The sequence below is a fragment of the Bradyrhizobium sp. 137 genome, from assembly GCF_023074095.1.
In the GTDB taxonomy this organism is placed as follows: Bacteria; Pseudomonadota; Alphaproteobacteria; order Rhizobiales; family Xanthobacteraceae; genus Bradyrhizobium.
The window spans coordinates 138,482-162,120 of the sequence record NZ_JADPKU010000063.1 but is presented as its reverse complement, the minus strand read 5'-3'; the positions used below and the strand labels follow the sequence as shown (position 1 = coordinate 162,120).

The 23,639-nt window shown below is 56.6% G+C and carries 18 protein-coding genes; 11 read left to right on the top strand and 7 right to left on the bottom strand.

Annotated elements, in window-relative coordinates:
* The first annotated feature begins 25 nt into the window (after nucleotides 1-25).
* The 6 genes from IVA78_RS19900 (at nucleotide 26) to IVA78_RS19875 (ending at nucleotide 7,819) form a co-directional block, all read left to right on the top strand.
* On the top strand, nucleotides 26-2,281 hold the full coding sequence (locus tag IVA78_RS19900) for a polysaccharide biosynthesis tyrosine autokinase (protein ID WP_247467256.1): 2,256 nt from the start codon (nucleotides 26-28) through the stop codon (nucleotides 2,279-2,281).
* A gap of 147 nt (nucleotides 2,282-2,428) precedes the next feature.
* Nucleotides 2,429-3,064 carry a hypothetical protein gene (locus IVA78_RS19895; protein ID WP_247467253.1) on the top strand — a complete coding sequence of 212 codons (636 nt, stop codon included), beginning with the start codon at nucleotides 2,429-2,431 and terminating at the stop codon, nucleotides 3,062-3,064.
* 621 nt (nucleotides 3,065-3,685) lie between these two features.
* Nucleotides 3,686-5,071, top strand: a complete 1,386-nt coding sequence (locus tag IVA78_RS19890) for a right-handed parallel beta-helix repeat-containing protein (RefSeq protein WP_247467250.1) — start codon at nucleotides 3,686-3,688, stop codon at nucleotides 5,069-5,071.
* Entirely contained in the window at nucleotides 5,053-5,490 is a 438-nt protein-coding gene (locus IVA78_RS19885; protein ID WP_247467247.1) for a hypothetical protein, read from the top strand. Before IVA78_RS19890 ends, IVA78_RS19885 begins: the two co-directional genes overlap by 19 nt.
* Before the next feature lie 114 nt (nucleotides 5,491-5,604).
* The gene (locus IVA78_RS19880; protein ID WP_247467244.1) at nucleotides 5,605-6,855 is read left to right on the top strand and encodes a hypothetical protein; all 1,251 of its coding nucleotides are present in this window, start codon (nucleotides 5,605-5,607) and stop codon (nucleotides 6,853-6,855) included.
* 85 nt (nucleotides 6,856-6,940) lie between these two features.
* Nucleotides 6,941-7,819 (top strand): glycosyltransferase family 2 protein, encoded by an 879-nt coding sequence (locus IVA78_RS19875; RefSeq protein WP_247467241.1) that lies wholly within the window; start codon nucleotides 6,941-6,943, stop codon nucleotides 7,817-7,819.
* Between the two features lie 1,249 nt (nucleotides 7,820-9,068).
* Here the strand turns inward: IVA78_RS19875 and IVA78_RS19870 are convergent.
* Genes IVA78_RS19870 through IVA78_RS19860 form a run of 3 tightly spaced genes read right to left on the bottom strand, consistent with a single transcriptional unit; the run spans nucleotide 9,069 to nucleotide 12,929 of the window.
* Nucleotides 9,069-10,421, bottom strand: coding sequence for a polysaccharide biosynthesis C-terminal domain-containing protein (locus IVA78_RS19870; RefSeq protein ID WP_247467238.1), 1,353 nt, complete (start codon nucleotides 10,419-10,421; stop codon nucleotides 9,069-9,071).
* Nucleotides 10,422-10,473: 52 nt separating this feature from the next.
* Nucleotides 10,474-11,547, bottom strand: coding sequence for a glycosyltransferase family 4 protein (locus IVA78_RS19865; RefSeq protein WP_247467234.1), 1,074 nt, complete (start codon nucleotides 11,545-11,547; stop codon nucleotides 10,474-10,476).
* A 26-nt stretch (nucleotides 11,548-11,573) separates the two neighbouring features.
* Entirely contained in the window at nucleotides 11,574-12,929 is a 1,356-nt protein-coding gene (locus IVA78_RS19860; RefSeq protein ID WP_247467231.1) for an undecaprenyl-phosphate glucose phosphotransferase, read from the bottom strand.
* Between the two features lie 367 nt (nucleotides 12,930-13,296).
* On the opposite strand from IVA78_RS19860, the gene IVA78_RS19855 reads away from it, so the two are divergent.
* From IVA78_RS19855 to IVA78_RS19840, 4 genes are all read left to right on the top strand, one after another.
* Nucleotides 13,297-14,322 (top strand): ABC transporter substrate-binding protein, encoded by a 1,026-nt coding sequence (locus IVA78_RS19855; protein WP_247467229.1) that lies wholly within the window; start codon nucleotides 13,297-13,299, stop codon nucleotides 14,320-14,322.
* Between the two features lie 207 nt (nucleotides 14,323-14,529).
* The gene (locus IVA78_RS19850; RefSeq protein WP_247467226.1) at nucleotides 14,530-14,802 is read left to right on the top strand and encodes a hypothetical protein; all 273 of its coding nucleotides are present in this window, start codon (nucleotides 14,530-14,532) and stop codon (nucleotides 14,800-14,802) included.
* Between the two features lie 283 nt (nucleotides 14,803-15,085).
* The gene (locus tag IVA78_RS19845; RefSeq protein WP_247467222.1) at nucleotides 15,086-16,060 is read left to right on the top strand and encodes a GDP-L-fucose synthase; all 975 of its coding nucleotides are present in this window, start codon (nucleotides 15,086-15,088) and stop codon (nucleotides 16,058-16,060) included.
* 60 nt (nucleotides 16,061-16,120) lie between these two features.
* Complete coding sequence (locus IVA78_RS19840) at nucleotides 16,121-17,428, top strand: WcaI family glycosyltransferase (RefSeq protein WP_247467220.1); 1,308 nt, start codon at nucleotides 16,121-16,123, stop codon at nucleotides 17,426-17,428.
* Between the two features lie 126 nt (nucleotides 17,429-17,554).
* On the opposite strand, the gene IVA78_RS19835 is transcribed toward IVA78_RS19840, so the two are convergent.
* Complete coding sequence (locus tag IVA78_RS19835) at nucleotides 17,555-19,519, bottom strand: acyltransferase family protein (RefSeq protein WP_247467217.1); 1,965 nt, start codon at nucleotides 19,517-19,519, stop codon at nucleotides 17,555-17,557.
* Nucleotides 19,520-19,751: 232 nt separating this feature from the next.
* Nucleotides 19,752-20,519, bottom strand: coding sequence for an FkbM family methyltransferase (locus IVA78_RS19830; protein ID WP_247467214.1), 768 nt, complete (start codon nucleotides 20,517-20,519; stop codon nucleotides 19,752-19,754).
* A 336-nt stretch (nucleotides 20,520-20,855) separates the two neighbouring features.
* Between IVA78_RS19830 and IVA78_RS19825 the strand changes: the two genes are divergently transcribed.
* Nucleotides 20,856-21,452, top strand: coding sequence for a methyltransferase domain-containing protein (locus IVA78_RS19825; RefSeq protein ID WP_247467212.1), 597 nt, complete (start codon nucleotides 20,856-20,858; stop codon nucleotides 21,450-21,452).
* A 301-nt stretch (nucleotides 21,453-21,753) separates the two neighbouring features.
* On the opposite strand, the gene gmd is transcribed toward IVA78_RS19825, so the two are convergent.
* Both gmd and IVA78_RS19815 read right to left on the bottom strand, forming a co-directional pair.
* Entirely contained in the window at nucleotides 21,754-22,845 is a 1,092-nt protein-coding gene (gmd, locus tag IVA78_RS19820; protein ID WP_247467209.1) for a GDP-mannose 4,6-dehydratase, read from the bottom strand.
* Nucleotides 22,846-23,037: 192 nt separating this feature from the next.
* Complete coding sequence (locus IVA78_RS19815) at nucleotides 23,038-23,385, bottom strand: transglutaminase-like cysteine peptidase (RefSeq protein ID WP_247467352.1); 348 nt, start codon at nucleotides 23,383-23,385, stop codon at nucleotides 23,038-23,040.
* Between the last annotated feature and the right edge of the window lie 254 nt (nucleotides 23,386-23,639).

The following is a 23,639-nucleotide window of genomic DNA, read 5'->3' as shown; positions in this document are numbered from 1 at the left end:
TCGATCCATTTTCAGGAATTGCTAGATGTTGCAGGTGAACAAGCCGACCTCGGAGATCAATCGTGATTTCCCCGAGGCCGACGGCTCCCCGTCGCAGACGCTGACCTCATATCTCGACATTATCAAGCGCCAGTTCCCGACCATGGTCGCGATCGTCTCGGCCTGCGTGATCCTGGCGCTGCTCTATCTCTTCACTGCCGCGCCGCTGTTCACCTCCACCGCCTCCATGGTGATCGACACCCGCAAAGTCCAGCTGTTCCAACAGCAATCGTTGCTCGGAGACGTCGCGATCGATTCGGCGACGGTGGAAACCCAGGTCGAGATCCTGAAATCCGAGAACATCAGCCTCGCCGTCATTCGCGACCTGCACCTGATCGAGGATCCTGAGTTCACCGGCAGCGGCGGCGGTCTCTTCGGTGCGATCCTTGGCTCAGTCAGCGGTCTGTTCTCCTCGAACCACACTCCGTCTGAGTTCGAGCTGATGCGCAAGGCGTTAGGGCGTTTCGAGAAGAGCCGCACCATCAAGCGCCTCGGCCTCACCTATGTGATGGAGATCGGCTTCACATCGGTTGACTCGCAAAAGGCTGCGCGCATCGCCAATGCGGTCGCAGATGCCTATATCGTCGACCAGCTCGAGGCAAAATATCAAGCGACGCGCCGCGCCAGCGTCTGGCTGCAGGACCGCATCAAGGAGCTGCGCACCCAGGCCTCCGCCGCGCAGAAGGCGGTGGTCGATTTCAAGACCGCCAACAATATCGTGGACACCGGCGGGCGACTGATGAACGAGCAGCAGCTCGCCGAGGTGAACAGCCAGCTGGTGCTGGCGCATGCGTCGACAGCCGAGGCCAAGGCACGGCTCGACCGCATGAATGACATCGTCAAGCAGGACATCCCGGATGCCAACATCACTGACGCGCTGAAGAACGACACCATCGTCAAGCTGCGCGGGCAATACGTGGATATGGCCTCGAAGGAATCGATCTGGTCTGCCAAATACGGCCGCGATCATCTCGCCGCGGTGAACCTGCGCACCCAGATGGCGGAGGTCAAGAAGAACATCCAGGACGAGCTCAGACGCATCCAGGAATCCTATAAGAGCGACTACGACATCGCGATGACCCGGGAAGATGCCATCAAGTCGAGTCTCGCCAACGTCGTCTCGGAATCACAGCTCACCAACCAGGCACAGATCCAACTCCGCGAGCTTGAGAGCAACGCGCAGAGCTATCAAGCAATGTACGACAATTTTCTCCAGCGCTACATGGAATCGGTGCAGCAGCAATCGTTCCCGATTAGCGAGGCGCGCGTGATCAGCGCGGCTACCGCCCCGCTGATCAAGAGCGCGCCGAAGTCGCTGATCGTTCTCGGCGCGGCGCTGCTCTGCGGTCTGCTGCTGAGTTTCGGCGCAGCTATGGCGCGCGAGCTTACCGACAAGGTCTTCCGCACCACCGGCCAGGTCGAGGAGCAGCTGGGGGCCAACTGTGTCGCCATCCTGCCGGCGCTAGGCGCGCCGGCGTCCGCGACGGCGCTCCCTGGCAAGCTCGGCCGCAAGAAGAACAACCCCGAGTTGGACCTGTTGCGCTATGTCGTCGACAATCCGCTGTCTCGTTTCTCTGAGGCGGTGCGTTCGCTGAAGGTGGCGGTTGATCTCAACTCCGTCGTGCGCGAGAACCGCGTGTTGGGGGTGACCTCGACTTTGCCTAACGAGGGCAAGAGCACGCTCTCGACCAACCTCGCGCAGCTCATCGCCCATGGCGGCGCGCGGGTGATCCTGGTCGATGCAGATCTGCGTAATCCCTCGCTCTCGCGCGCCCTGCGGCCGGATGCGAAAGCCGGCCTCGTCGACGTCGTTGCGCACAAGTTGCAGCTCGAGGACGTCGTCAGCATCGATTCGCAGACTGGGCTCGCGATCCTTGCCGCCGGCAGCACCTCGAAGTTGCTGCACACCAACGAGGTACTCGCGTCAAAGCCGATGCGCGATCTTGTGACGCTGCTCCGCTCGAAATATGATTACGTGGTGCTCGACATGCCGCCAATGGCCCCGGTAGTGGACGTGCGCGTCACCTCGCCCTTCGTCGATTCCTTCGTATTCGTGGTGGAGTGGGGCAAGACGAAGATCGACGTTGTCAGGCACAATCTGCGCAACGCGCCGGAGATCCAGGACAAGCTTCTAGGCGTCGTGCTGAACAAGGCCGACACGAAGTTACTCGCACGTTACGAGTCTTATCATGGCCGCTACTACTATCAAAAATACTATGCCCGTTATGGATATACGGAGTAACGGTCATTGCCAACGGCACCAGCCTTCATCCTTACGAGCCTGCAAAGAGGCGTTCAGGCTTTGCGGCTATTGCTAGGCTGTGCCGCGGGACTCTGGTCCGTAATGATTCTACCTGCGTCCTGGTCGGCAGCGCCGGCGAAAAGCTTCATGGCGCACATCCTCGCGGATGATCGCTTCAAGGCGGCCACGCTGAACGAAGTGCTCGCGATGGTGCCCACTAGTCCCGAACGCCTTAGGAGGCGAAGCGACTGGGTGCGGGCGGAAGCGTTGATCCGGCTTCGAATCGCAGAAGAAGCGTTGGGACGACAGAGCCCGGGAGAGGCCGACGGTCAGGCGACCGCGTTAGATGACAAGCTAAAGTCATCCTTAGCGTTCAACCCAACCGACTCCTTTCTCTGGCTCGTGCTGTATTCGCTGGAGATCACGCGACACGGCTTCGAGGAGGGGGCTGTTGGCTTTCTCAGCAAATCCTACGAGACCGGCCCGTTGGAAGGATGGATCAGCCTTCGCCGCAATAACGTTGCACTCGCCGCGTTTGCTAGCCTGAGCGCAGGGACGCAGGCTGTGGTTGTGGCAGAGTTTTCCGCGATGGTCGACAGCGACTTCGTGGAAATCGCCGCCCGTAACCTGATGGGGGGCGGTTGGAAAGAAAAGGATCGCCTTGTTGCGAGCCTTGCGAATGTGGAGCTGATCCCACGGGAGGCGTTTGCGAAGAGATTATCTCGGGAGGGTCTTAAGGTCAGTATTCCCGGCGTGTATCTGGATGAGAGGTTGTGGCGGTGATGAGTAATATTCGACGTCGACCGAGGAGGCTAACGTCAGCGTTCCTGATGCTTGCGGTGCTCCAGTCGCTTCTTGAGCCCGCCTCGGCTCAGACCAGCGCCCCCGCTCCAGCCGCGAGACTAAGGCTCCAAGGCGGGCCGGAGAATTCAGGCAATCAGGTGATCCGCGACTCTCTGAATCGACCGTGTTTGGACGTGGAGGCCGCATCTCGAATGCAGAAGGTGAATCCTCGGATGATCGACCATCTGATAAGCGTAAAGAACAGATGTCCTCGTCTGATCAGAGTCAAGATTTGCTACTTCGATAGCGATCGGTGCAAGTCCTTCAGCCTTAGTTCGTTTGGGCGTGAAGATGTAGTACTGGGTAGTATGATCAACCAAAGTTCGTTCCGGTATAGCCTTTCGCAAAATTAGACCGGCCATTTTCTGGCACACTGGATCGCCTCCTTGCGTACGACAGGTCCGTAGAATTCGAAAGTGTAAACGGATGCCTTGCGGCAAACACCTATGGATCGCCCTCGCGGTCAGCCTTGCACTCTTTGGAAGCTCAACCAGTCTGCGGGCAGATGAATTCCACATAGATGTCTCAGATCGCCAAAGCGGACTTTCTCTTCGAGATGCAATGTTGCTGGCCCGAAAACATCGGCGGGAAGCCCCCTCTGAAGCTATTGTCGTAAATCTGCCCGCCGGCGCAGTGCGGCTGACTGCACCCCTGGAGCTTTCCGCAGCCGACTCCGGGGTACCAGAAGCTCCGTTGATCATAAGAGGAGCGACGAATGCGAAAACGGAATTAAAGGGATCGATCACAGTTTCTGGTCTGACACCGAGTTCTCGTCGGGCGGAAAAATGGCTGGGGCGCGAGCCAGAGCTTGGTCTCTTCGAGCTAGATGTGAGTAGGTTCAACGGGAGGGCCGAACTCTCGAAACGGGGAATGGATCAAAGAGGTGCTTCTAGCAATTTTGATTTGTATCACCAAGGTCGCCGCCTAAGGATCGCTCGGTGGCCTCAGGTGGGATTTAGCCGCGAAGTGATCGCTCACGTCGATGCTGCCGATAAGCTCGTGCATTTGAAGCTTCCTGACCTTTTGTTCGATGTCGTGCGGGGCGAAAAGAACGTATGGATTGGTGGATTCTGGAACGCGGATTGGAAATATGAGACGGCTTCGTTGATCGCATCGGAGCCTGATCGCGACCACAAGATATCTGGCGCTTTGGGTCTCTCTACGCGCGGCTCATTTCGCCTTTCACTTTTTAACGCTCTTGGTTTTCTGAGCGAGAAAGATACCTACGTCTTGGATGCGGGGCAGAAGAGAGCGATCATCCTCGGGGAGCCGGGCGCCTCCTACGAAGTTGCAATCCTCAAGAATGTCATAGTGATGAAGAATGCCAAGAACATCAAAATCGAGAATGTGGCGATCGAGCAAGCGCTCGGAGACGTGATTACTATCTCCGACTCCGATGACATAACTCTAGAAAACTGCTTCATCGGGCATTCGGGTTCGACCGCAATTGCCATCTATGGTGGACATCGCAACGTAGTACGTCATTGCGTCATCAGAGATAGCTCGGAAACTGGCGTCTCAATAATCGGCGGAGACTATCAAACACTCGCGCCCTCGGGACACTCGATCGAGGAATCGATCGTCCAAGATTTCGGCCTGGAAAGTTTCAGCTATCGTCCCGGTGTTCAGATCCGAGGCGTTGGAAACTCAGTGATCAACTCGATCATTGAGGGGGGGCCTCACTCCGCAATCATACTGGAAGGCAACGATCATCGAATCATCGGCAACGAGATCTCGAATGTTGCCTTGTGGACGGACGATGTAGGGGGTCTTTACCTAGATCGTAGCTGGATCGCGAGAGGCAATGTAATCGCTAAGAACTACATCCATGACCTTGGAAACCCAACTTCTGCCCAGAGCTTAGTCATTGGAATATATTTGGACGATCAGTTTAGTGGGGTCGAAATCGAAGGTAATATATTTGAGCGTTGCAGGAACCGATCCTGATTGGGGGCGGGAAGGATAACTTTGTTCACGATAATCTGTTCATCATGGACGGCACGTATGCAGTGACCATGGATGGGAGAGGGCTGACGTGGCAAGGACCAAATTCCGAGGCCGGCCGCGCTCTTTTGTCGAACTATCAGCGCGTGCTCAGTAGCGCGCCTGAGGCATTGGTACGTTATCCGGCGCTGAGGTTAGACGAACGCCGGATGTGGGCCCCGACGGGCAATCGGGTCAGGGCCAACCGCATTGTTGGAGGACGCCTGTCGAAGGTCGCGAGTGAAGCGGCTCAGTACCTGGAGCAATCAACTGACAACGTTGTGGTAGCCCCGGGGGCGCCCGCCTCCGAACACGCGATGCGGGCGGCGATATCCAGGGAAAATTTGCTTTCAAACCTGCTTTTTCGTTCCAGGGCAAACTAGGCAGAGCGGTCGAGTAAGATGGGACAGCGTAGATCCGGATGCGATCGTGGTGTCATGATCCCTCAGTCAAAATCGTTCAGCCGATCGTACGACGGAACGAAATTTCTCCGTTACATGGTATTCACCGTAACGATAACCGGCGTTTCTTCCAGCCTCGCGCTCGCTTATGGGGTGGGCCTTCGGGGCTTCGAAGCTATTCCCTACGTCAACCTTGCGACGACAACCGCCGCACTAGGAGTGCAATGTTTCTTTCTGGGCAGGATAAGCGGCGTGGTGGGCGGTTCGCTCAGCAAGATCTACCTACTAAACTTCATTTTCGTTCCCGTAGCGGCGATGATTGGGCTGCTACTAACGAACAGCATCATTCACATTTTGGCTTGGCTGGCTTACTTCACCGTCAACTTGCTTTCTGTTCTGATACAGAACTCGTACACTAAGTCCGACTATTGTGGCTCGGACGAGCGTTTTGTGAGCGCGATCGCGGTCTGTGCCGCTCTGCTGTTGGTCGTGAAGCTGCTAACGAAGGTTCTTGATGTTTCGTCATCATTGGACAGCGTCTTGCTGTTGACCTTGGCGGTTTTCTTTCTTTCGGGGCCTTTGTCCGGTCGGTATCGAGTTTTGGGCGTGCTCCTGTTAGGTTCGTCCCTGATCGGGGTCACCGAGACAGGAGCATGGCAACTTGAAGGGAACCGAGCTGGTTATGTCGCCGTCTATGTAGGGCTGGTAGCCGCAGCGATTTTCCAGCGGCAACTCGTCCGGTTGTTGCCACTCGCGATCGTGCCCCTGCTCCTTTACTTCGTCGCTCTTTCGCTGGATCGCGCTGTCGTTGATGGCTTTTCACGAAACATCCGAGAGGCCGTGCTGCTTATCCAGGGGGATGATCTATCGAACCACGTCGCTACGCAGCAGCGCTTTTATGAAGCCGAGAAGGTTATGGCCGACCTCAATGAGGCGGGAGCTATAGGCCTTGTGACGGGCCTTGGATTGGGACGAACGATTGATATGTCAGCTTCCAGGGACAACTCAGTCCAGAGCGCTTCTATCACCGGTGCCGACAAGGTAAACAACGTCCACTTTCTTCATGTGGCGATCTTTCACAAGTTTGGTCTGATTGGGTTGGCTCTCCATGGCCTGATGTGGCTGATCCTTCTCCACTGCCTTCTTTCATTCTCCCCCAACAATCGTACGCCGCTTGCCTTATTCAGCGCTGTGTACCTGGTGGTTTGCATCTCCTATTCGGCGTCCGCGTCAATCACCTATTTCAGCAGCCCTTATCTAGGTATTTGCCTTGCTCTTTTGGATCGGGCTGTAGCTAGACCCTCCAAGCACGTGGCCTATCAACCGCGCCGAACAGCAATGTCATAGCTAACAGAGCATCCGAGTATTACTTCGATCAAGCCGTGGATCTGATTGGCGAAGATCCACTTTTCAGACTGAGCAGCGAGGATGCATGCGCATAGCAGTTGGATATGCAACGAAGGGAAGGCGCGACGTTATTGCGCTCTCAATCATTGCGCTAGCTCGGCAAACGAGGTCGCCCGACCACGTATTCTTCTCGATCACGAGCGAGGAGGATCTCGATCGCAATGATCTTGATCAGGTGCCATGCCCCGTCTCTGTAATCTCTGATCAAGCGTCGGGGCTGTGTTCGCAGCGAAACAGGATTTTAGAGAGATGCTCCGAATTCGACATCGTCATCTATTTCGATGACGACTTTATCATGCGAAGTGATTACATCGAGAGTTTGGAAACTATTTTTGCCTCTGACGAAAACATTCAGTTGTTGACTGGCCGTGTGGTCGCAGACGGTGCATCGGGACCTGGACTGTCAGCCTCGGAGGCCGAAGAGACGTTGCGTGTTTCGGAGAACCATTCTGCCATGATTGAGGACGTCTTCAGTGCCTACGGGTGCAATATGGCGGTCCGAATGCCGTTGGTCAAAAAGCAGGACCTTCGGTTCGATGAGGAACTGCCCCTTTACGGGTGGCTAGAGGATATGTGCTTTAGCCGTATGGTCGTTCTCCATGGAAGAGTTGTCCGTGCGACCAATTTGGTCGGAGTACATCTAGGGGTGAAGAAGGCGCGGGTTTCGGGTCGTAAATACGGTTACTCGCAGATTGCCAATCCATTGCATCTCAAATCGCGTGGGCTCGTCTCTCAACCACTTGTAATCAGGTATATCGCGAGGAATTTGGCGATGAACATCGCGCGGTACGCATGGCCCGAACCCTGGATAGATCGTCGCGGAAGGTTCAGAGGTAACCTTCTGGCGCTCAGGGACCTAATCTCTGGTAAGGTCCACCCTCGCAGGATACTTGAAGAAATATGAGAAGGTACGTGGCGGCGATTTCATCGAGATCAGAGGCTTCCTCCTCGGTTGAGGTGTTTGATTCAGGATTTCGAAAATGCCGGTTTGCTCGATTGTGGTGCCTGCCTTTAATAGCGCTTCAACCCTTGGCTTAGTCTTCGACTCCAAAACGCTCGGTGGCCAGTTGGACCTGCATCGATACCTATCGAGCGTCGGATGGAAGCACGACTATGGTACTCTTAAGCCAATAATCCGAAAGGAATTCATCACTGCTACAGGTTTGAGTTACAATTTGGAGGCCCGGTTCCCTCAAGATTTCTACTTCTTGCTAGACTTTTTCTTATCGGGGGCGTTGCGTATGTTTCAAATGAGGCGTTCTACAGGTACACGCTGCCGTTTAGTCCATTATTAAGAAAGTGGACCACGACAGGCGCAGGAGCTTGGAGGCATAATTTCGAGGTAGCTCTTAAAGTGAACGAGTCTTACCTTGAAAAAGAGCCAGTACTAGAGGGTCCCGAAGTCGAGGGTCTGCTGCGACGAAGGAGCGCTATTTTGAAGCGCAGCTTAAAATGGTCTGCTTTCAAAAGGCTCCTTCTAGAGGAGGGCACCAAAGAAGCGCTAATCTATCTGATCCAACGTCCTAAGTTCTGGCAGACTGCGCTTCGAAGGCTCATGCTCGGACGATTCTAGACGCGAGCGAACATGAGCCCGCCAGCCATCGGCGGAATCGTTTATCGCCGCTCAACCTAAACGCTAACATGGTCGCCCGGTGATCGGCGCGGGTTCGATTGGGCGATTAGTCGTCCGCTCGTGGAGGCACTTAGCAGAGACTTGGAATAGGAAAAATGTGTTCTCATCACGTTGCAGGCAGTCACGCGTCTGATTTCGTGAGAGCAGCAAAGAACGAATGCGTCGACCCGCTCCATGGGATTTGTTGGTCGTGAGATTCGAAAACAATAAGCGGAAGCGTTCGATCCAATCTGTGTTTGGCGCAGCATAATCCTGCTGGAGATAAACTTACTTGCGGACTTCCCAGTGGCTCGAGGCAATCCGGAGTGAAATGTCGCCTTTTTCGCGAAGACGAAGCGAGATGATTTTGGATCTATGTCTTGAGGGAGCTCGGCGCACAGACGCCATGCGGGCGTTGATAAAGCCGAAAGTGCGAACGGCCGAAGCGAAAGCCTCTATTCTCCGTAATGCAACTATGGACATTTTTTGTTTTCCTTTGAAATGATCGTTAAAATCGTGGCTTCTGGTCAAATCGGGTCAGTCATTTCTGTTCATTTCGCGCGATCGCAAATAGCTGGGAAATCAACGCTCGCACCTCAGCGGGGCGGGCTATGACCTTAGTGGCTAAACCGCTTATTAGGACGAACATTGCTGATTCGAGCAAGAACATGGCGATAGCGCCGCCGACTGCGCCGAAGCGTCTAGCCAATGGATAAGTGAGGAATACCGATACAATCGACAGAAAGAGGTAGCGGTAGGCGTAGTAACGTTGATGATTGATCGCTTGTAGAAGGTTGGACACTGGATACCAAAGGCCATGCAGGAACATCACGAGTGTCATAACGATCAGCACGGAGTTTGAAGGCCGAATTGCTCCCCCGCTCCAGAACTCCACAAACCGCTCACCGAAAAAACAAAGGAAGAAGAAGGCTGGAATCAACACAGCTACGGAGGAAGCGAGCGTGAGTCCATAAAGTTGGATGAGTCGCCCTCGCTCATCTAGCGCGAAAGCTGCTGAAAATTCTGGGGCGCTGGCGTTACACACGAGACTGCCAATTTGTACCCCGGCCCGCGTTAAGGTTCTGACGGCTGTAAATGCCGCTACATGGACCGGTCCTGCTCCGATGCCGATCGCCAACGCAGTGCCTTGCAGAACTCCGGCTAGTGACATGGGGATGATCATACTGGCGACAGACGGAGCAAAGAGCCGTTTGATCTCTTCTAGATTGACTTTCTCAAATCCCAGTTCAAGCCACGGCGCTCGCCGTTTTGCCTGTAGAACTAATGCCAAAACACCAAAAAAGCGCAGGAGCAGGTAGAGCCCTGAGGCAAGCACCATAGATCCGCCCAAGACAACGGAGGTTGCTATCACGCCTCCTTCGACGAGAACGACGATCGCCATTGTGAAGGTGCCAATAGCAAAATCGCCGTTAGCGCGGAGAACTCCGATGATCATCCAACCTTGGAGACCGATCCACGAATATCCAATCAAAAGCCAAAGGGTGTATCGAAGCTCGTCCGCCGAAACTGCACCGGAGGATGGGAAAGCCCCAGCGGGTAGGAGTGCGCCGATTACCCCAACGCATACACAAAATATCGAGGACAAGCAGAGCATAGTCAGCCAAGCACTTTGGAACACCACTGCTGCCTCGGCGAACTCGCCGCGCGCTACCCGCATAGTCATCTGCGTGGCCGATGTGCTCCCAAATCCGAGATCGCTCAGCGAGAGGAAACTCGGGAGGGTGAATAGCATCACCCATGTACCATAGAGGTTTGCACCCCAGTGTGATGCGAGCACCGGTAATAGGAGCAATTGAAGAACAATGTTGGCGAGCTGAAATAACCCAGCGGCTCCGAAGCCGCGAACAATCCGTGCCCGGAGCGAATGCGCCATGCCAGACTTCTTGGATTGTTCGGAATCTCTGTGGGTTGTATTTGTCGGATAGTTAGTCACTGTCGAAGCCTCTGCGGGCGCGTTCTCTCTCGTCGATATGACGTATCCTCATTTCATCTGAAACAGAGCTTCGTCGCGCGCCATCAAAGTTGTTGTGCAAATCGCTTAACCAAGCCAGTGCCTGCGGGGCAAATGGCTGATCTGCCGAAATGATGAGACCATGCTTGTGGATTTGAGAGGCTATACAGCCTCTTTCGTATGCGAGCACGAGGTTTCCCGCCGCCATCGCCTCATAGAGTACTGTCGGTTGGGCCTCGTTGGCATAGATGGTCGGAAACACGAACACGTCGATCGACTGGTAGAAGCGGGTTTTGTCGTCATCATAGAGTGGACCGGCGTAGTGCAGTCGTTCGCCGAACTCCTTCTGCGCAGCCACGAGGGCGGTTCTGTCGTCCGGCTCGCGCACTGGCCCAGCTAGCGTTCCGTGGATGTTTAAGCCTTGGTCGCGTGCCGCGCGCAACAGATCGAGGAAGAGATAGAGGCCTTTTTCGCGATTAAGGTTGCTCAGAAGTCCTATTCTGAGCAGCCCGCCAGGTGAGGGGATGGTTCGGTTGGCCAAGGGAGAAACGAAGGCGGCGTTCGAAATCACCAGCGAGCGTTTTGGTTGCCCATAGGTCTCCCCGAAGCGCGTTCGCATATAGTCGCAAAGGAAGATGTGCACGACCTCGGAGCCGCCCGCTCGGAGCGTGGACTCCATCATCCTGCGCCTCTCGTTGATGTATCCGAAATTATGATGATGAAGATACGTCGGATAGCGGAACAGCCGCGCAACGGCCAAGAGATAGGCCGTATAGACGAGACCAAAATCGCTTTGGCACGGCATGTAACAGGCGCGGTTCCCCCGCCATGCATGGAACGCAAGATGCAGCGATGCGCCCAGCACGATTGCAGTCCTCGATAGATGATAGGCAACACCCCGCTTCGACACCCTTGGTGAAATATTCAGAACCCTGACGTCGTGATCTTCAGCGAGAAGCTTGACGTACTCCGACGTGATGTAGGCGAGGCCGTCTGTTGGCGGTGGAATTTGTCCGATCGCCACAATGAAACGTCGATTGGGATTCATAGGAGGGTGGTCGGCCTGAATGCGAACTAATATGCCGAGGTATTGAGCATGCCAAAGGCGGTTCGCGTGATGATCTTGATATCCAGCCCCACGCTCCAATTATTGATGTACCACAGATCATGCTCCACGCGCTTTTGCATCAGCTCGAGCGTGCGGGTTTCTCCACGATAACCGTTCACCTGGGCCCAGCCGGTGATGCCGGGCTTGACGTGGTGGCGGAAGGCGTAGTTGCCGATGATCTGCTCATATTCGGTGTTGTGGGCGGCCGCGTGCGGGCGGGGGCCGACCAGCGACATGTCGCCCTTGAGCACGTTGAGGAGCTGCGGCAGCTCGTCGATCGAGGTCTTGCGCAGCCATTTGCCGATCGGCGTGACGCGCGGGTCGTTCTTCTGCGCCTGCACGATCGTCGGGCCGTCCTCGAGCACGCGCATGGTGCGGAACTTGAAGATCCTGAACGCGCGCCCATTGAAGCCGTTGCGGGTCTGGCGGAAGAACACCGGGCCCTTCGAGCTCAGCTTGATCAGGATCGCGGTCACCAGCATCACGGGCGCGAACACCAGCAGCGCAAGGCTCGCGCCGACGAGGTCCAGCGCGCGCTTGAGCGCGCGTTCGCGCAAGGTGAGCGGGGCGCGGCGCAGCTCGGCGGTGAAGGTGTTGCCGGTGCCCTCAAGCGGATAGCGCAGGAAGCGCGCCGTGTTGGCGTCCGGCACCAGATGCACCGGAACGGGGAGGATCTTCAGCACGTCCAGAATGCTGTCGATCGCATGCTGCCGGCTCCAGTTGATCAAGAGGAAGACGTGCTCGATCCGGCTCTCGCGCGCATAGGCGATCAGCTCCTCGAAGCGCGGCGCGAGCGAGGACAGCAGCAGCGGCGAATCGAGGTCCTTGGGCCGGACCTCCAGCACCCGCATCAGGCGGTAGCCGTGCTGGCCGAGGTCGTCGACCGCGTTGGACGAGGTAGCAAGGCCGAACTCGGCGATCAGAAGCGCGCGGCCGTTGGCGAAGGCGCCGGTGCGCAAGGCATGCGCGGTCCAGCGCGCGGCGGCTGCCTTCCAGGCGAGCAGGACGGCGAGGCCGCTCAGATAGAACGAGATCGTGGTGCCGCGGGAGAATTCGTCGCTGACCTTCATCGTGAAGGCGATCGCCAGCAGCGCGCCGAACAGGCCGGTCCACGTCGTCAGCGTCATCCGGAACGTGCGGGCCAAGTCGGTGATAGTCTTCAGCCGGTAGCCCTGCTGGACGATCGTCAGAAGGACGAAATTGATTGCAACCAATAGACTGGCCGCCGCATAAACGTCGGCCTTGCCGAGCGTGCCGGCAGTTGCGACGTGATAGCCGACGGCACAGCCAATGCCGCTGAACAGGATTAACACTGCATCCATGAGCGTCATAAGTCGTTCAACGACCATAGGCCGCAACCACCTCGGCGCTAAGCTTTTAGCTGTCGCCGGAGGCTGCTCGATGATGCGAATCTTCGCCGGAGAATCACAAACAGCCGAGGGCCGAGTGGAAACAAGAGTCATCCTGTCAAATATCCATTTACTCAAAATAAACTGTCCGACATTTCGCGGTGTCGGCCAAAATCATTCTCGAAACAACGGGAAGCGGAAAGTAACCTTAAACTTCCTGATTGATTGTAGCTCATTTGCCTAGACTGAGATATTAACTTTCGTAGCCCCTTGGGAGATATGATTGTCGCGAACCCGGTCCCGGCGGCGGTCCAGCCAAAGATGGAGCCGTTATCTGGCGATGGGTCTCTCCGGCGCCGCCCTGGTGGGGAGTGTGTTCCTTTTTCTCCGAACCGATGTCTCGTCGCTGCGAGCCCCGACAGCCCCCAAGTCGGCAGGCGTCAAGCTCCTCCTGGACGGGCCATATGGCGCGCGGTTTGCCGGCGAACTCGCTGCATCCAGACAGGGATACTTCTCCACTCGCATTGAGGTGTTGGCCCAGACTGAAGATCCTGACTTCGTCCAAACCATTGCAGGCCAACATGCCATCGGCGTGACGAGCGGCCAGAAGTTCTTGCTGGCGAGCTGGCGTGGCGTGCCCGTGACCGCCTTTGCTGCGAGCTTTCTCGACACCTCTGTCGCCGTTTTCACGCTCGAAGCCTCGGGATTGCGGCGGCCGGCTGATCTGGTCAGCAAGCGGGTTGGGTACCGCAGGGCGAGTGAGGGAGACGTCGTTTTCGATGCCATGATGGCGCAGCTCGGGCTTCCGCGCAGCCAGATCACCAAGGTCCCAGGCCGCGACAGCTTCGAGGCTCTGCGGGCCGGAGAGGTGGATGCGGTCATCACCGCAATCGACGAGCAACCCGATCCCTCCAGTTCGGCTTTCGTGAAGCTGAATGTCATCAAGCCGCAAGACTACGGCATCCACGTCCCAGGCCTGGTCTACTTCGCGAGCAATGGTCTCGTCCATGAACAGCCATCCTTGATCGCCGACGTCCTTCAGGGCCTCATTCGAGGATGGCAATTTGCCTATGCGGACTATGCACGGAGCGTGCCCGTTCTCGCCGGCGCCGGCCCGACGAGGCTGAGCCCTGAGCGGCTGAAATTCGAACTGCAGCAGCAGCGGCCGTTGGTGCTGCCGATGGGCGGTCGTATTGGCGACTACGACGAAAGCCGCTGGCGGACGCTCCGGGATATTCTCATTTTCGCCAAGCTCGGCGAGGAAGACGTGCCGCTGGCGCAGACGGTCAACTACCAGTTCGTTCGGGATGTGTACCGCCGTTCACCCGACCTCGCTGCCCCGGGTGCCTGGAGCGCGGAAAAGTAGGACTAAGAAGCCACACCTGTGCGCCATATGACCCAAAAGGCCTTTGGCCGCCGTGGCGTCGGTTGCTTTTCCACCGATGGCCTTGGTAAAGTTCGGTTCGCTATTTGGGCTAGCCGCGGAGTGGTTTACGACCCATGAAGTCGGTCGGCGGGGGTCTGACGGGTGCGGGGCGGGGGATCAAATCCGTAGGGGCGAGGAGCTTTTTGGATGTTTAAGACGTTGATGCGAGCAGGTCTTTTGGCCGCGATTGTTTCCCTCGGCGCAGCGGGCGGGGCAAGCGCCGCGATGCAGATGCCCGCACCGGCAGCCCTGCTCACGGGCGAGAGCCAGGTGACGCCTGTTACGTTCTGGGCGCAGCCGTACCCATACCGCTATGTGCCGGTGCGCCGTTGCCCCTTGGTGCGGGTCGAGACGCCCTATGGCTGGTACATGGACCGCGTTTGCGCGCCTGTCGGTCCTGTCATACGTCGGGCATATTGAGCTTGGGCTGAAGGAGCGGCGGCCGCCGTTTCTTTCAAAGATTTAAAGGCAGCCGCACAGCTCATGCGGCTGCCTTGCTCATTTTTGTTTCGCAGAGTGCTGCTCTTTTGTGCGCGCGGCGCAGGTTCACTATGAATATCTTTGTTGGGCCGGGATAGGCTGTCGCATGGTGAAGATTGTGTTACCAGATTGGCGGGGCTGCATCGGCAGCGTGATTGCTTAAAGCGGCGGTGGCTGGATCTCCTGGGAGTGGTGATCCGATCGGCCGCTGGTAGAGGATAGGATGACAGGGGTTTCCAGCTACGATCTCACGGGCAAACGTGTCTTTGTCGCGGGGCACCGTGGCATGGTCGGATCAGCTGTCGTCCGGAGACTTGCGTCAGAGAATTGCACCGTACTGGTTGCCGATCGGCGTGAACTGGACCTCACAAAGGAAGAGCCCACGCTGAGATGGCTCGAGGCCAATCGTCCCGAGGTCGTGGTTCACGCCGCTGCAAAGGTCGGCGGTATCGCAGCCAACAACAGTTTCCCGGTCGACTTTCTCTGCGACAATCTTGCGGTGGAATTGAATGTGATCCGCGCAAGTCACACGGTTGGCGTGCAGCGCCTGTTGTTCCTCGGCTCATCCTGTATCTATCCCAAGCACGCCAGGCAGCCGATCGCCGAAAGCGAATTGCTGACGGGGCCGCTTGAGCCGACCAACGAGTGGTATGCGATCGCCAAGATCGCTGGTCTCAAGATGTGCCAGGCGTATCGTCGGCAATATGGCGATGACTTCATCTCGGTGATGCCGACCAATCTCTACGGCCGTGGCGACAATTATCATCCGGACCATAGTCACGTCCCTGCAGCGCTGATCCGGCGCTTCCACGAAGCCAAGATCGCCAATGCGCCAAGCGTCTCCGTATGGGGCACCGGCACGCCGCTCCGCGAGTTTCTCAACGTCGATGATTTCGCCGATGCCTGCGTTTTCCTCCTGAAGAATTATTCGAGCGACCTGCCGATAAACGTCGGTAGTGGTGATGAGTTTTCGATCGCAAACTTCGCGGCGGCCGTAGCGGAAGTCGTGGGCTATGGAGGCAAGCTCGCGTTCGATACCTCCAAGCCTGACGGAACGCCACGCAAGCTGCTGGATAGCTCGAGAATTCGAGGGCTTGGTTGGCGACCGAAAGTTGCTCTGCGGGCCGGCCTCGCGACGGCCTACGCAGATTATCTAGAGGGCCACGGACGCCATCTGGAAGTCGGCGCAACGCGCTGAGTAGACGACTTAGATTGCAAGCGATTTTTTTATTCTGAAGTTTGAATTGGGGTGTACTTTATGCGTGTTCTCTTGGTCGGCATCAATTATGCCCCCGATCTGATCGGCGTGGCGAAATACAACGCCGAGCTCTGCGAAAGTTTGGCAGCCGACGGTCATGAAGTTCGAGTCATTACGGCGCCTCCCTATTATCCGGCCTGGAGGGTCCCCTCGGCGTTCAAATCGGCGTACTTCAGATCGAGAGATATTAACGGCGTTCGAGTAACACGTGCGCCGATTTATGTGCCCGGACATCCCTCGGGCGTTAAACGGCTGGTCCATCACGCTTCGTTCGCGCTCACGAGCGCGGCACCGGTCCTCTTTGAGGCGCTATCCTGGCGACCGGACGTTATGATCGCTGTCGCGCCATCGCTGATGTCGGCGGGCTTCGTCTCGTTCGTCGCTCGTCGCGTCGGCGCTAAATCATGGCTTCATGTGCAGGATTTCGAGGTCGACGCGGCCTTCGATCTTGGTCTCCTGCGCAACCATTCACTGCGCAACTGGATGTTGAGAACGGAAGCTGCAATCCTCAAATCCTTCGATCGCGTCTCAACTATTTCCGAGGCGATGCTGCTCCGCCTGGTAATCAAGGGGCTAGCGCCCAACAAAGCGCTTGAGGTCAGAAACTGGATTGATACCAGCGCGATCTGCCCCGGATCACGAATGACGAAACATCGCCAGCAGCTGAAGCTTGGCGAGGGCGATATCGTTGCGCTCTACTCCGGAACGATGTCGAACAAGCAGGGCCTTGACCTGGTGATCGAGGCCGCGATCGGGTTGGAGCAAAGCCATCCGCATATTCATTTCATCCTTGCAGGTGAGGGGCCTCACAAGATGAGGCTTGAGCAGATGGCCGCGGGACATTCCAACATCCATTTCTTTGGGCTTCAGCCCAACGAGAGCTTCAATGAGCTGATGGCGACGGCCGATTTTCATCTCATTCCGCAGAAGGCCGAGGCGGCCGATCTGGTGTTGCCCTCGAAACTTGGCGCGATCTTCGCGTCCGCTCGGCCGGTCATTGCGATGGCCGAAGAGGGCACGGGGCTGGCGGCGGAAGTGACCGGCGCAGGCATCGTAATCCCGCCCGGAGGTTCGTCCGCACTGGAAGTTGCGATCTGCCAGCTCAGTGAGTCGCCCGCACTCCGCCGGCGTTACGGCGATGAAGGACGAAAGCGCGCGCTGGATCGATGGGATCGGCGGACCATCGTTCGCCGGTGGGCGGAAGTCATGGCGGGCGAGTCCAACTCAGCTGGGAAAGAGAGCAGCGGCCGAGAGGGCGCCAACGACAACGTTGCACTGCCGGAGGAGAATGCGGTTCGTGTTCCCTGAGGTGCCTGGCCTCAACCAGCTGCGCTGCGATAGATTTGTCGACCGAGACTAGCCGGAAGTAAGTGCCGCGATGAGCGCTCACGCCCGAGTCTCGCTCGCTGGGATGCATGACCGACACGATCTTCCTCAGAGAGCGGCTATTAGTTCTGCGGCGAGACGATCCATAAGCACTAGTGTGAAATCGACTGTGAGATGGTTTGCGTCTCTATAGACAACGACGCCATCACGAATAGCTGGACACATCAAGTCTGTGCAAATCGACGATGTTAGGTCGATCATGCGCGCGTTGTTGATGGACGAGACGGCACGTTGCTCTGCTTCGAACACTTCGTTGCTTGTAGTGAGCGAAAGACTACGGCTGCACGTGCTGAATGGTAGGCCGCGCCATTCCGCCCGAGCGAGACAATTTCCGACCGGGTGGTAAGGAGTGGGATTGTCGCGGATCACAATGAGCTTGGCCTTGACCAGTTCGAGCTTCTTGAGGACTCCAAATAATCCACGCTCCCAGGTGTCAATGCTCACTGCGTTAGGTCCCAGATTGGTGAATGGTCCCTTGACGTTTCCGCTCGAAAACTGCGCCAACAGTATCGCGTCCGGGCTATCTTGAGTTTTTATCATCGCGATTGTCTGCTCGCGCCAGCTTGCGCATTGGGGCGAAAGCCGACGGAGCCGCAAACTGTAGACTTTGGAAACCGGGATATCGGCGACAGGACAGGAAGCTCTTAAGTAAGTGATAAGCCGCCATCCTCTCTGTTCCGCAATAGTCGCAAGCGCGGTCGTCCATTGATCGGCATGAGAATCTCCCAACAGCACAATTGTCTTCGTGTAGCTCGATGGCCCGAACACGCAACGAATTGGCCTCGGTGTCGTGAACCCGGCTAGACAACCGCTCTCACTCGAAAGTGAATACTTGGAGGTTGAGGCAACTATCTTCGCTTGCGCACCATCCGTAACGTAATGTGCAATCGTGAACGAGAGGATGCCGGCAACTGTGGCGGTTAGCGTAAGAGCGCCGCCCATAACAATTGAGCGGACAGATCGTTGTGCCAGCCAGTGACTAGCTCTGATCGGGTATTCGAGCCAGGCGAGGCTGAGCGAGGAGAGAACGACCGTCATGACAAAGAAGAGGCAGTTAGCGAGTGCCGTGCTGCCGACAAGCACCGTACCGAGAACTGCAATCGGCCAATGCCAGAGGTAAATGGCGTAGGACCGGGCACCGAAAAACTGAAACGGCTGCGTCCTGAGCAAAGCGGACGGTCCAGCAGGATTGTCCCCCGTGAGCAGCAGCAGTGCCGTAGCTGCCACTGGAACAACGGCAACTACTCCCGGGAACGGCATGAAGCCGTCGATAGCAAAGAACGACAGGATGAGAATCGCAAATGACAACCATCCAATGATTGAACTTGAGCCCGGCTGCTTTGCCCAACGCTCGAAGGGTCTTGTTGCAATCAGAGCTCCTGCTCCAAACTCCCACGCTCGAGGGGGCGCGAGATAGAACGCCCAAGCTTGCTTGCCGTAGGTCAGGTAGATGCAGCCAGCGAACGATCCGAACACTACGATCAGCAAAGCTAGCAGGATGATCTTTTGGCTGAAACGACCGACAATGAGGAGAAACGCGGGCCAGACCAAGTAAAATTGTTCCTCGACCGAAAGTGACCACGTATGAAGGAAGGGATTGAGCGAACTTTCGGGGGCGAAATAGTTCATGGACTGGTGGAGGAGCCAGACATTGGCGGCATACAGCGCTGAAGCGGCGGCCGACTTGGCCATTTCCTTCTGTTCAAAGGGCGCCAGCACGAAGTATCCGATGATCAAGGTCGCTAGCGTGACCGCGAAGGCGGCAGGCAAGAGTCTCTTAGCCCTGCGACCATAGAAGCCAAGAAAATCGAGTTTCCCGGTCGCGGCTATCTCCCGAAGCAGAAGTTGCGTGATCAGGAAACCGGATATGACGAAGAAGACGTCTACGCCAACAAATCCGCCGGTTAACCCTGGAACTCCGTAGTGAAAGGCGACGACCGATAGAACTGCGATCGCCCTAAGCCCCTCGACATCAGCTCTGAAATGGGCCGCCGCTCGCGATACGGGTTGCATATCTATCGCCGCATACGTTGAATCAAATCGCGGGAACATTAGCACCGCGTATTTCGTTCGGGGAGTTTGGCCGTTTTCGGTTGTTCGTAGGGCGGCGGCGAGGCAAGGGCGCCTGTCGTCGGATACGCGGGGGGAGAACGGGCGCGGCCCGCCAGGAGTCGAGAGGGAATCAGCGGATCAGATCCGCTTCAGACCAAAGCCGGCAGGTTGGCGTCATTCGCTGACCTCAGCCTTAGACGCGTTCGAACAAGATGTCGAAATAGGCGCCACCAGATGCACGTTTCGCAAACCGGTCCTCGCGTCTCACCTGAAAGTCAAAAGCTTTCAGATACGAGCATATTTGATCAACGGTCGCACAATTCCGATATGACTCGAAGTCCGCCGCTTCTGCTTTGATGAACCTGAATTGCCGCAAGATTTCTTGCGCACCCCGCAGAACCAGCAACTCCGAACCCTGGGTGTCCAACACAAGGGCATCGTATTGCCCGGGATCGACCTGCCACATTTCAAGAGCCGTTTTCAACGTCAAAGAACGAACCGTTATGTCGCGGACGTAGCGCACATCCGGCCAAATGTCCTTGTGGTCATGCAAATCCAGAATGGACGATGACAGGCCATCATTGTTCGAGACATGGAAAGTATAGGGCTTGCCATCAGTATCGGCGATCAGAGCGTTGATTGCCCGCTGGTCAGGCAGCGAACGGATGTTTTGTCGAAGCATTTCAAATTGCTCCGGGACAGGTTCTATCCACGCCACCTTGAGTTTGTGTCGGGCATAGAGGTCTCGTTCTTGGCCAGCATTTGCTCCGACATGAATCACGCCGGAACATAGTTCAAGATGGGAGTCCGGATCGCCGTAAAGGCGGCGGGAAATGTAGCGGCGCAATCGGCCGGCAAAGCGTAGCGGCGCTGTGAGCATAATGAGTTCGCCTGTGCTTGTCGCCTGAACAGCCCACCCGGCAATTTGACCTCCACTTAAAGGGAGGTCAACCCGCTCCATGCTAAGCACGCCAGTGTTCCGTTCGAAACAATGGCGGCAAAGCGGCGACGCATTCTTCGAAATACGCGATGTTGCCCAGGTCCTTCAAAGTCGGTGAAAGATCAATTGAAGAAGAGACCCGAACGTATTGCCGCGATAGAGCCCGCGTTATTGCAGCGCTCGAAGTTGGGAGTGCGATCCGCGAGCCGAGGTCGCGTACCACAAATGTGGCAGTGCGGAACTCGGTCGCATAGGTCACATTTTGCTGCAAACTCCAATGAGTGACGGGCTTGACGTTATGCGCCGGCATGGCGCAGGCTTGCTTGTCCGGAGGGTTGGGTGTCCGGAGGTGTCGATATGGAGAAGTCTGTCGCTGAGCATTACGGTGCGCAGTTCTTCAAGGAGCAGTCCGGCGGGTCTTTCGAATCTGCGTCGGTGATCGTCCCACTGGTGCTTCGACTTTTCAAAGTAAATTCGGTCGTTGACGTCGGCTGCGGAGTCGGCACCTGGCTGCACGAATTCGCTACGAACGGTGTAAGCGATTATCTCGGAATTGACGGCGACTATGTGCCTCGTGATCAGCTCAGAATTCCGTCGGAAAGGTTCAGATCCATGGACCTTCGATCCATCACCGATATCGGCCGCAAATTCGATTTGGCGTGTTCGTTAGAGGTGGCCGAGCATTTGCCCGAGAGTAGCGCGAATGAGTTCGTTTCCGCGCTCGTGGCCGCTGCGCCAATCGTAGTGTTCTCTGCTGCAGTCAAAGGGCAAGGCGGTAAAAACCACCTGAACGAGCAGTGGCCATCCTACTGGGCAGAACGTTTTAGCGGCCATGGTTACAGCGCCTTCGATTGCGTCCGACCGCAGATATATGACGACAGCCGAATTCGTATCGACAGAATCTTCTCGTTTTTTGTCGCGGCGATTATTGTCCCGAGGGTTATTCGTCGCTAACCAGCCCCTTCGATCTGGATCGTGTGTTGCCCGACTACTTTCAGTATAAGCTCCAGGAAGTCACCGAAGGCAAGAGTGCGGCGATAGCGGCAAGACATCTCCTCGGAAACCTTGGGGTCTTGGCAAGAGCAGCGAGACGTCGGTCCGGTCTCTAACGCCTCATTTCCGGCCGAAGATGCGGTTCGCTTGGCCTAAGAGAGATGACACCGCGATGACGTCGCTTGGGAAGAGCAGCCAACAGCAAGCGCCGCGAGAGCGCTTACTTGCTTCTCATCAATCGCGATGACGACCTACCAACAGGCTATTCGTGTCGCGCGAAGTAGCGGAAGCCGTGCTGCTTGATCAGCTCGTCGCGCTTTGCGGATTCGAGATCCTCCTTCATCATCTCCCGAACTAAGCTCTCGAACGACGTTTTCGGCTCCCATCCGAGCTTCTGTCTCGCCTTGGCAGGATCACCGAGAAGCGTCTCGACTTCGGTCGGTCGGAAGTACCTGGGATCGACCGATACAACGCACTTTCCAGTTTGGGCATCGTATCCCTTTTCATCGACCCCCGCGCCTTCCCAGCGAATTCGCATTCCAATCTCGCTGGCCGCGACGTTGACGAAGTCCCTCACCGAGTGCTGTTTGCCGGTAGCGATGACGAAATCCTCTGCCTTCTCCTGCTGCAACATCAACCACTGCATCTCAACATAATCGCGCGCATGTCCCCAGTCGCGCAGCGCGTCGAGATTACCTAGATACAAACGTTCCTGCAGGCCCAAACGGATCCGCGCCAAAGCTCGCGTGATCTTTCGGGTTACGAAGGTTTCGCCGCGGACGGGAGATTCATGGTTAAACAGGATGCCGTTGCAAGCATACATCCCGTAAGCTTCGCGGTAATTGACCGTGATCCAATACGCGTAGAGCTTGGCGACAGCGTACGGCGAACGCGGGTAAAAAGGAGTGGTCTCCTTTTGAGGGATTTCCTGAACGAGCCCGTAGAGTTCAGAGGTCGATGCCTGGTAGAACCGGGTCGTCTTTTCTAATCCGACGATCCGCATCGCCTCGAGAATGCGAAGGGTACCGAGGCCATCGGAGTTCGCCGTATACTCGGGTTCCTCGAACGAAACGGCAACGTGGCTCTGCGCCGCGAGATTGTAGATCTCGTGTGGCTGCACTTGGCCAACGATCCGGATCAGGCTCGATGAATCCGTTAGATCGCCATAGTGGAGCCGGAAGGGGGGATCGGGCTCGTGCGGATCGAGATACAGATGATCAATGCGATCGGTGTTGAAGAGGGAGGTCCGGCGCTTGATGCCGTGGACCTCGTATCCCTTCTGTAGAAGAAGTTCGGCCAAATAAGCGCCGTCCTGGCCGGTGACGCCGGTAATAAGTGCTCGTTTCTTGGTCATATTAGTCCCAGAAATGGAAATCTGTGCTTACACGGAATTGACTTGGCTAGGGAGGGTGAAACAGAACGAAAATCAAGCTTAGATTAACGGCAGCTTGGCTGCAGCGGTGTGCCAAAAGTCCCCTGCAGTGAAAAGCTGGATCGGATTGATGACAGCTTTCAGTCTTGGCCCGGTAGTCGGCCAATAGCCTAGCTAGAAGGCGGCGACGTCCCGTGTCCACCGTTGTGGATCTGTGCCAGATTCCGCGCGCACGATGACGTACCGATCCAGCGCCTCGACTAGTGGCGTCACGACCGGGCTCAGATTATCGAGTACAAGGACCACTCTTCTCTTACGCACGAGCAGCACGAGATGATGCTCTCCGTTAGTTCGGATGATGACCTCAGCGAGAAGGAGAGCCGAGCGCGGCCAGCCGGATCGCAGCAGTCGATCGCGCTTGGTGACGGCATAGTCGCCGCAATTGCCTTCGTAAGGGAAAATCTGCCTTTCCACGTCATCTCGAGTTGCGGGCGGATCCTTTGGCGCTATGCCGAAATTCACCACTGAATTGATCCGGGCGAGCTCTCGCCGGCGTTGAACGGAGGAGCGTAAATTTCGAATCCTGCATCATCGTGGGCGCTGGCAGTCCTCGGGATATGAATGCAGAATTGAAAGAATGAAAGCGGCGGTGTGCTGGAGAGGCATCGGGATGGTTACCAGCAACGGTCGATCACTGACCATCACGCCAACGCTAATTTGGAGGTGATCATCCAAGCCGTCAGTAAGAGCCCAGGTCAGGTTGCGCACGAATTTTC

Coding starts and splice junctions, on each gene's coding strand:
- IVA78_RS19900 (WP_247467256.1), top strand. CDS start 26: ATGTTGCAGGTGAACAAGCCGACCTCGGAGATCAATCGTGATTTCCCC.
- IVA78_RS19895 (WP_247467253.1), top strand. CDS start 2,429: ATGGCGCACATCCTCGCGGATGATCGCTTCAAGGCGGCCACGCTGAAC.
- IVA78_RS19890 (WP_247467250.1), top strand. CDS start 3,686: ATGTTGCTGGCCCGAAAACATCGGCGGGAAGCCCCCTCTGAAGCTATT.
- IVA78_RS19880 (WP_247467244.1), top strand. CDS start 5,605: ATGGTATTCACCGTAACGATAACCGGCGTTTCTTCCAGCCTCGCGCTC.
- IVA78_RS19875 (WP_247467241.1), top strand. CDS start 6,941: ATGCGCATAGCAGTTGGATATGCAACGAAGGGAAGGCGCGACGTTATT.
- IVA78_RS19870 (WP_247467238.1), bottom strand. CDS start 10,421: ATGGCGCATTCGCTCCGGGCACGGATTGTTCGCGGCTTCGGAGCCGCT.
- IVA78_RS19865 (WP_247467234.1), bottom strand. CDS start 11,547: ATGAATCCCAATCGACGTTTCATTGTGGCGATCGGACAAATTCCACCG.
- IVA78_RS19860 (WP_247467231.1), bottom strand. CDS start 12,929: ATGGATGCAGTGTTAATCCTGTTCAGCGGCATTGGCTGTGCCGTCGGC.
- IVA78_RS19855 (WP_247467229.1), top strand. CDS start 13,297: ATGGGTCTCTCCGGCGCCGCCCTGGTGGGGAGTGTGTTCCTTTTTCTC.
- IVA78_RS19850 (WP_247467226.1), top strand. CDS start 14,530: ATGTTTAAGACGTTGATGCGAGCAGGTCTTTTGGCCGCGATTGTTTCC.
- IVA78_RS19845 (WP_247467222.1), top strand. CDS start 15,086: ATGACAGGGGTTTCCAGCTACGATCTCACGGGCAAACGTGTCTTTGTC.
- IVA78_RS19840 (WP_247467220.1), top strand. CDS start 16,121: ATGCGTGTTCTCTTGGTCGGCATCAATTATGCCCCCGATCTGATCGGC.
- IVA78_RS19835 (WP_247467217.1), bottom strand. CDS start 19,519: ATGCAACCCGTATCGCGAGCGGCGGCCCATTTCAGAGCTGATGTCGAG.
- IVA78_RS19830 (WP_247467214.1), bottom strand. CDS start 20,519: ATGGAGCGGGTTGACCTCCCTTTAAGTGGAGGTCAAATTGCCGGGTGG.
- IVA78_RS19825 (WP_247467212.1), top strand. CDS start 20,856: ATGGAGAAGTCTGTCGCTGAGCATTACGGTGCGCAGTTCTTCAAGGAG.
- gmd (WP_247467209.1), bottom strand. CDS start 22,845: ATGACCAAGAAACGAGCACTTATTACCGGCGTCACCGGCCAGGACGGC.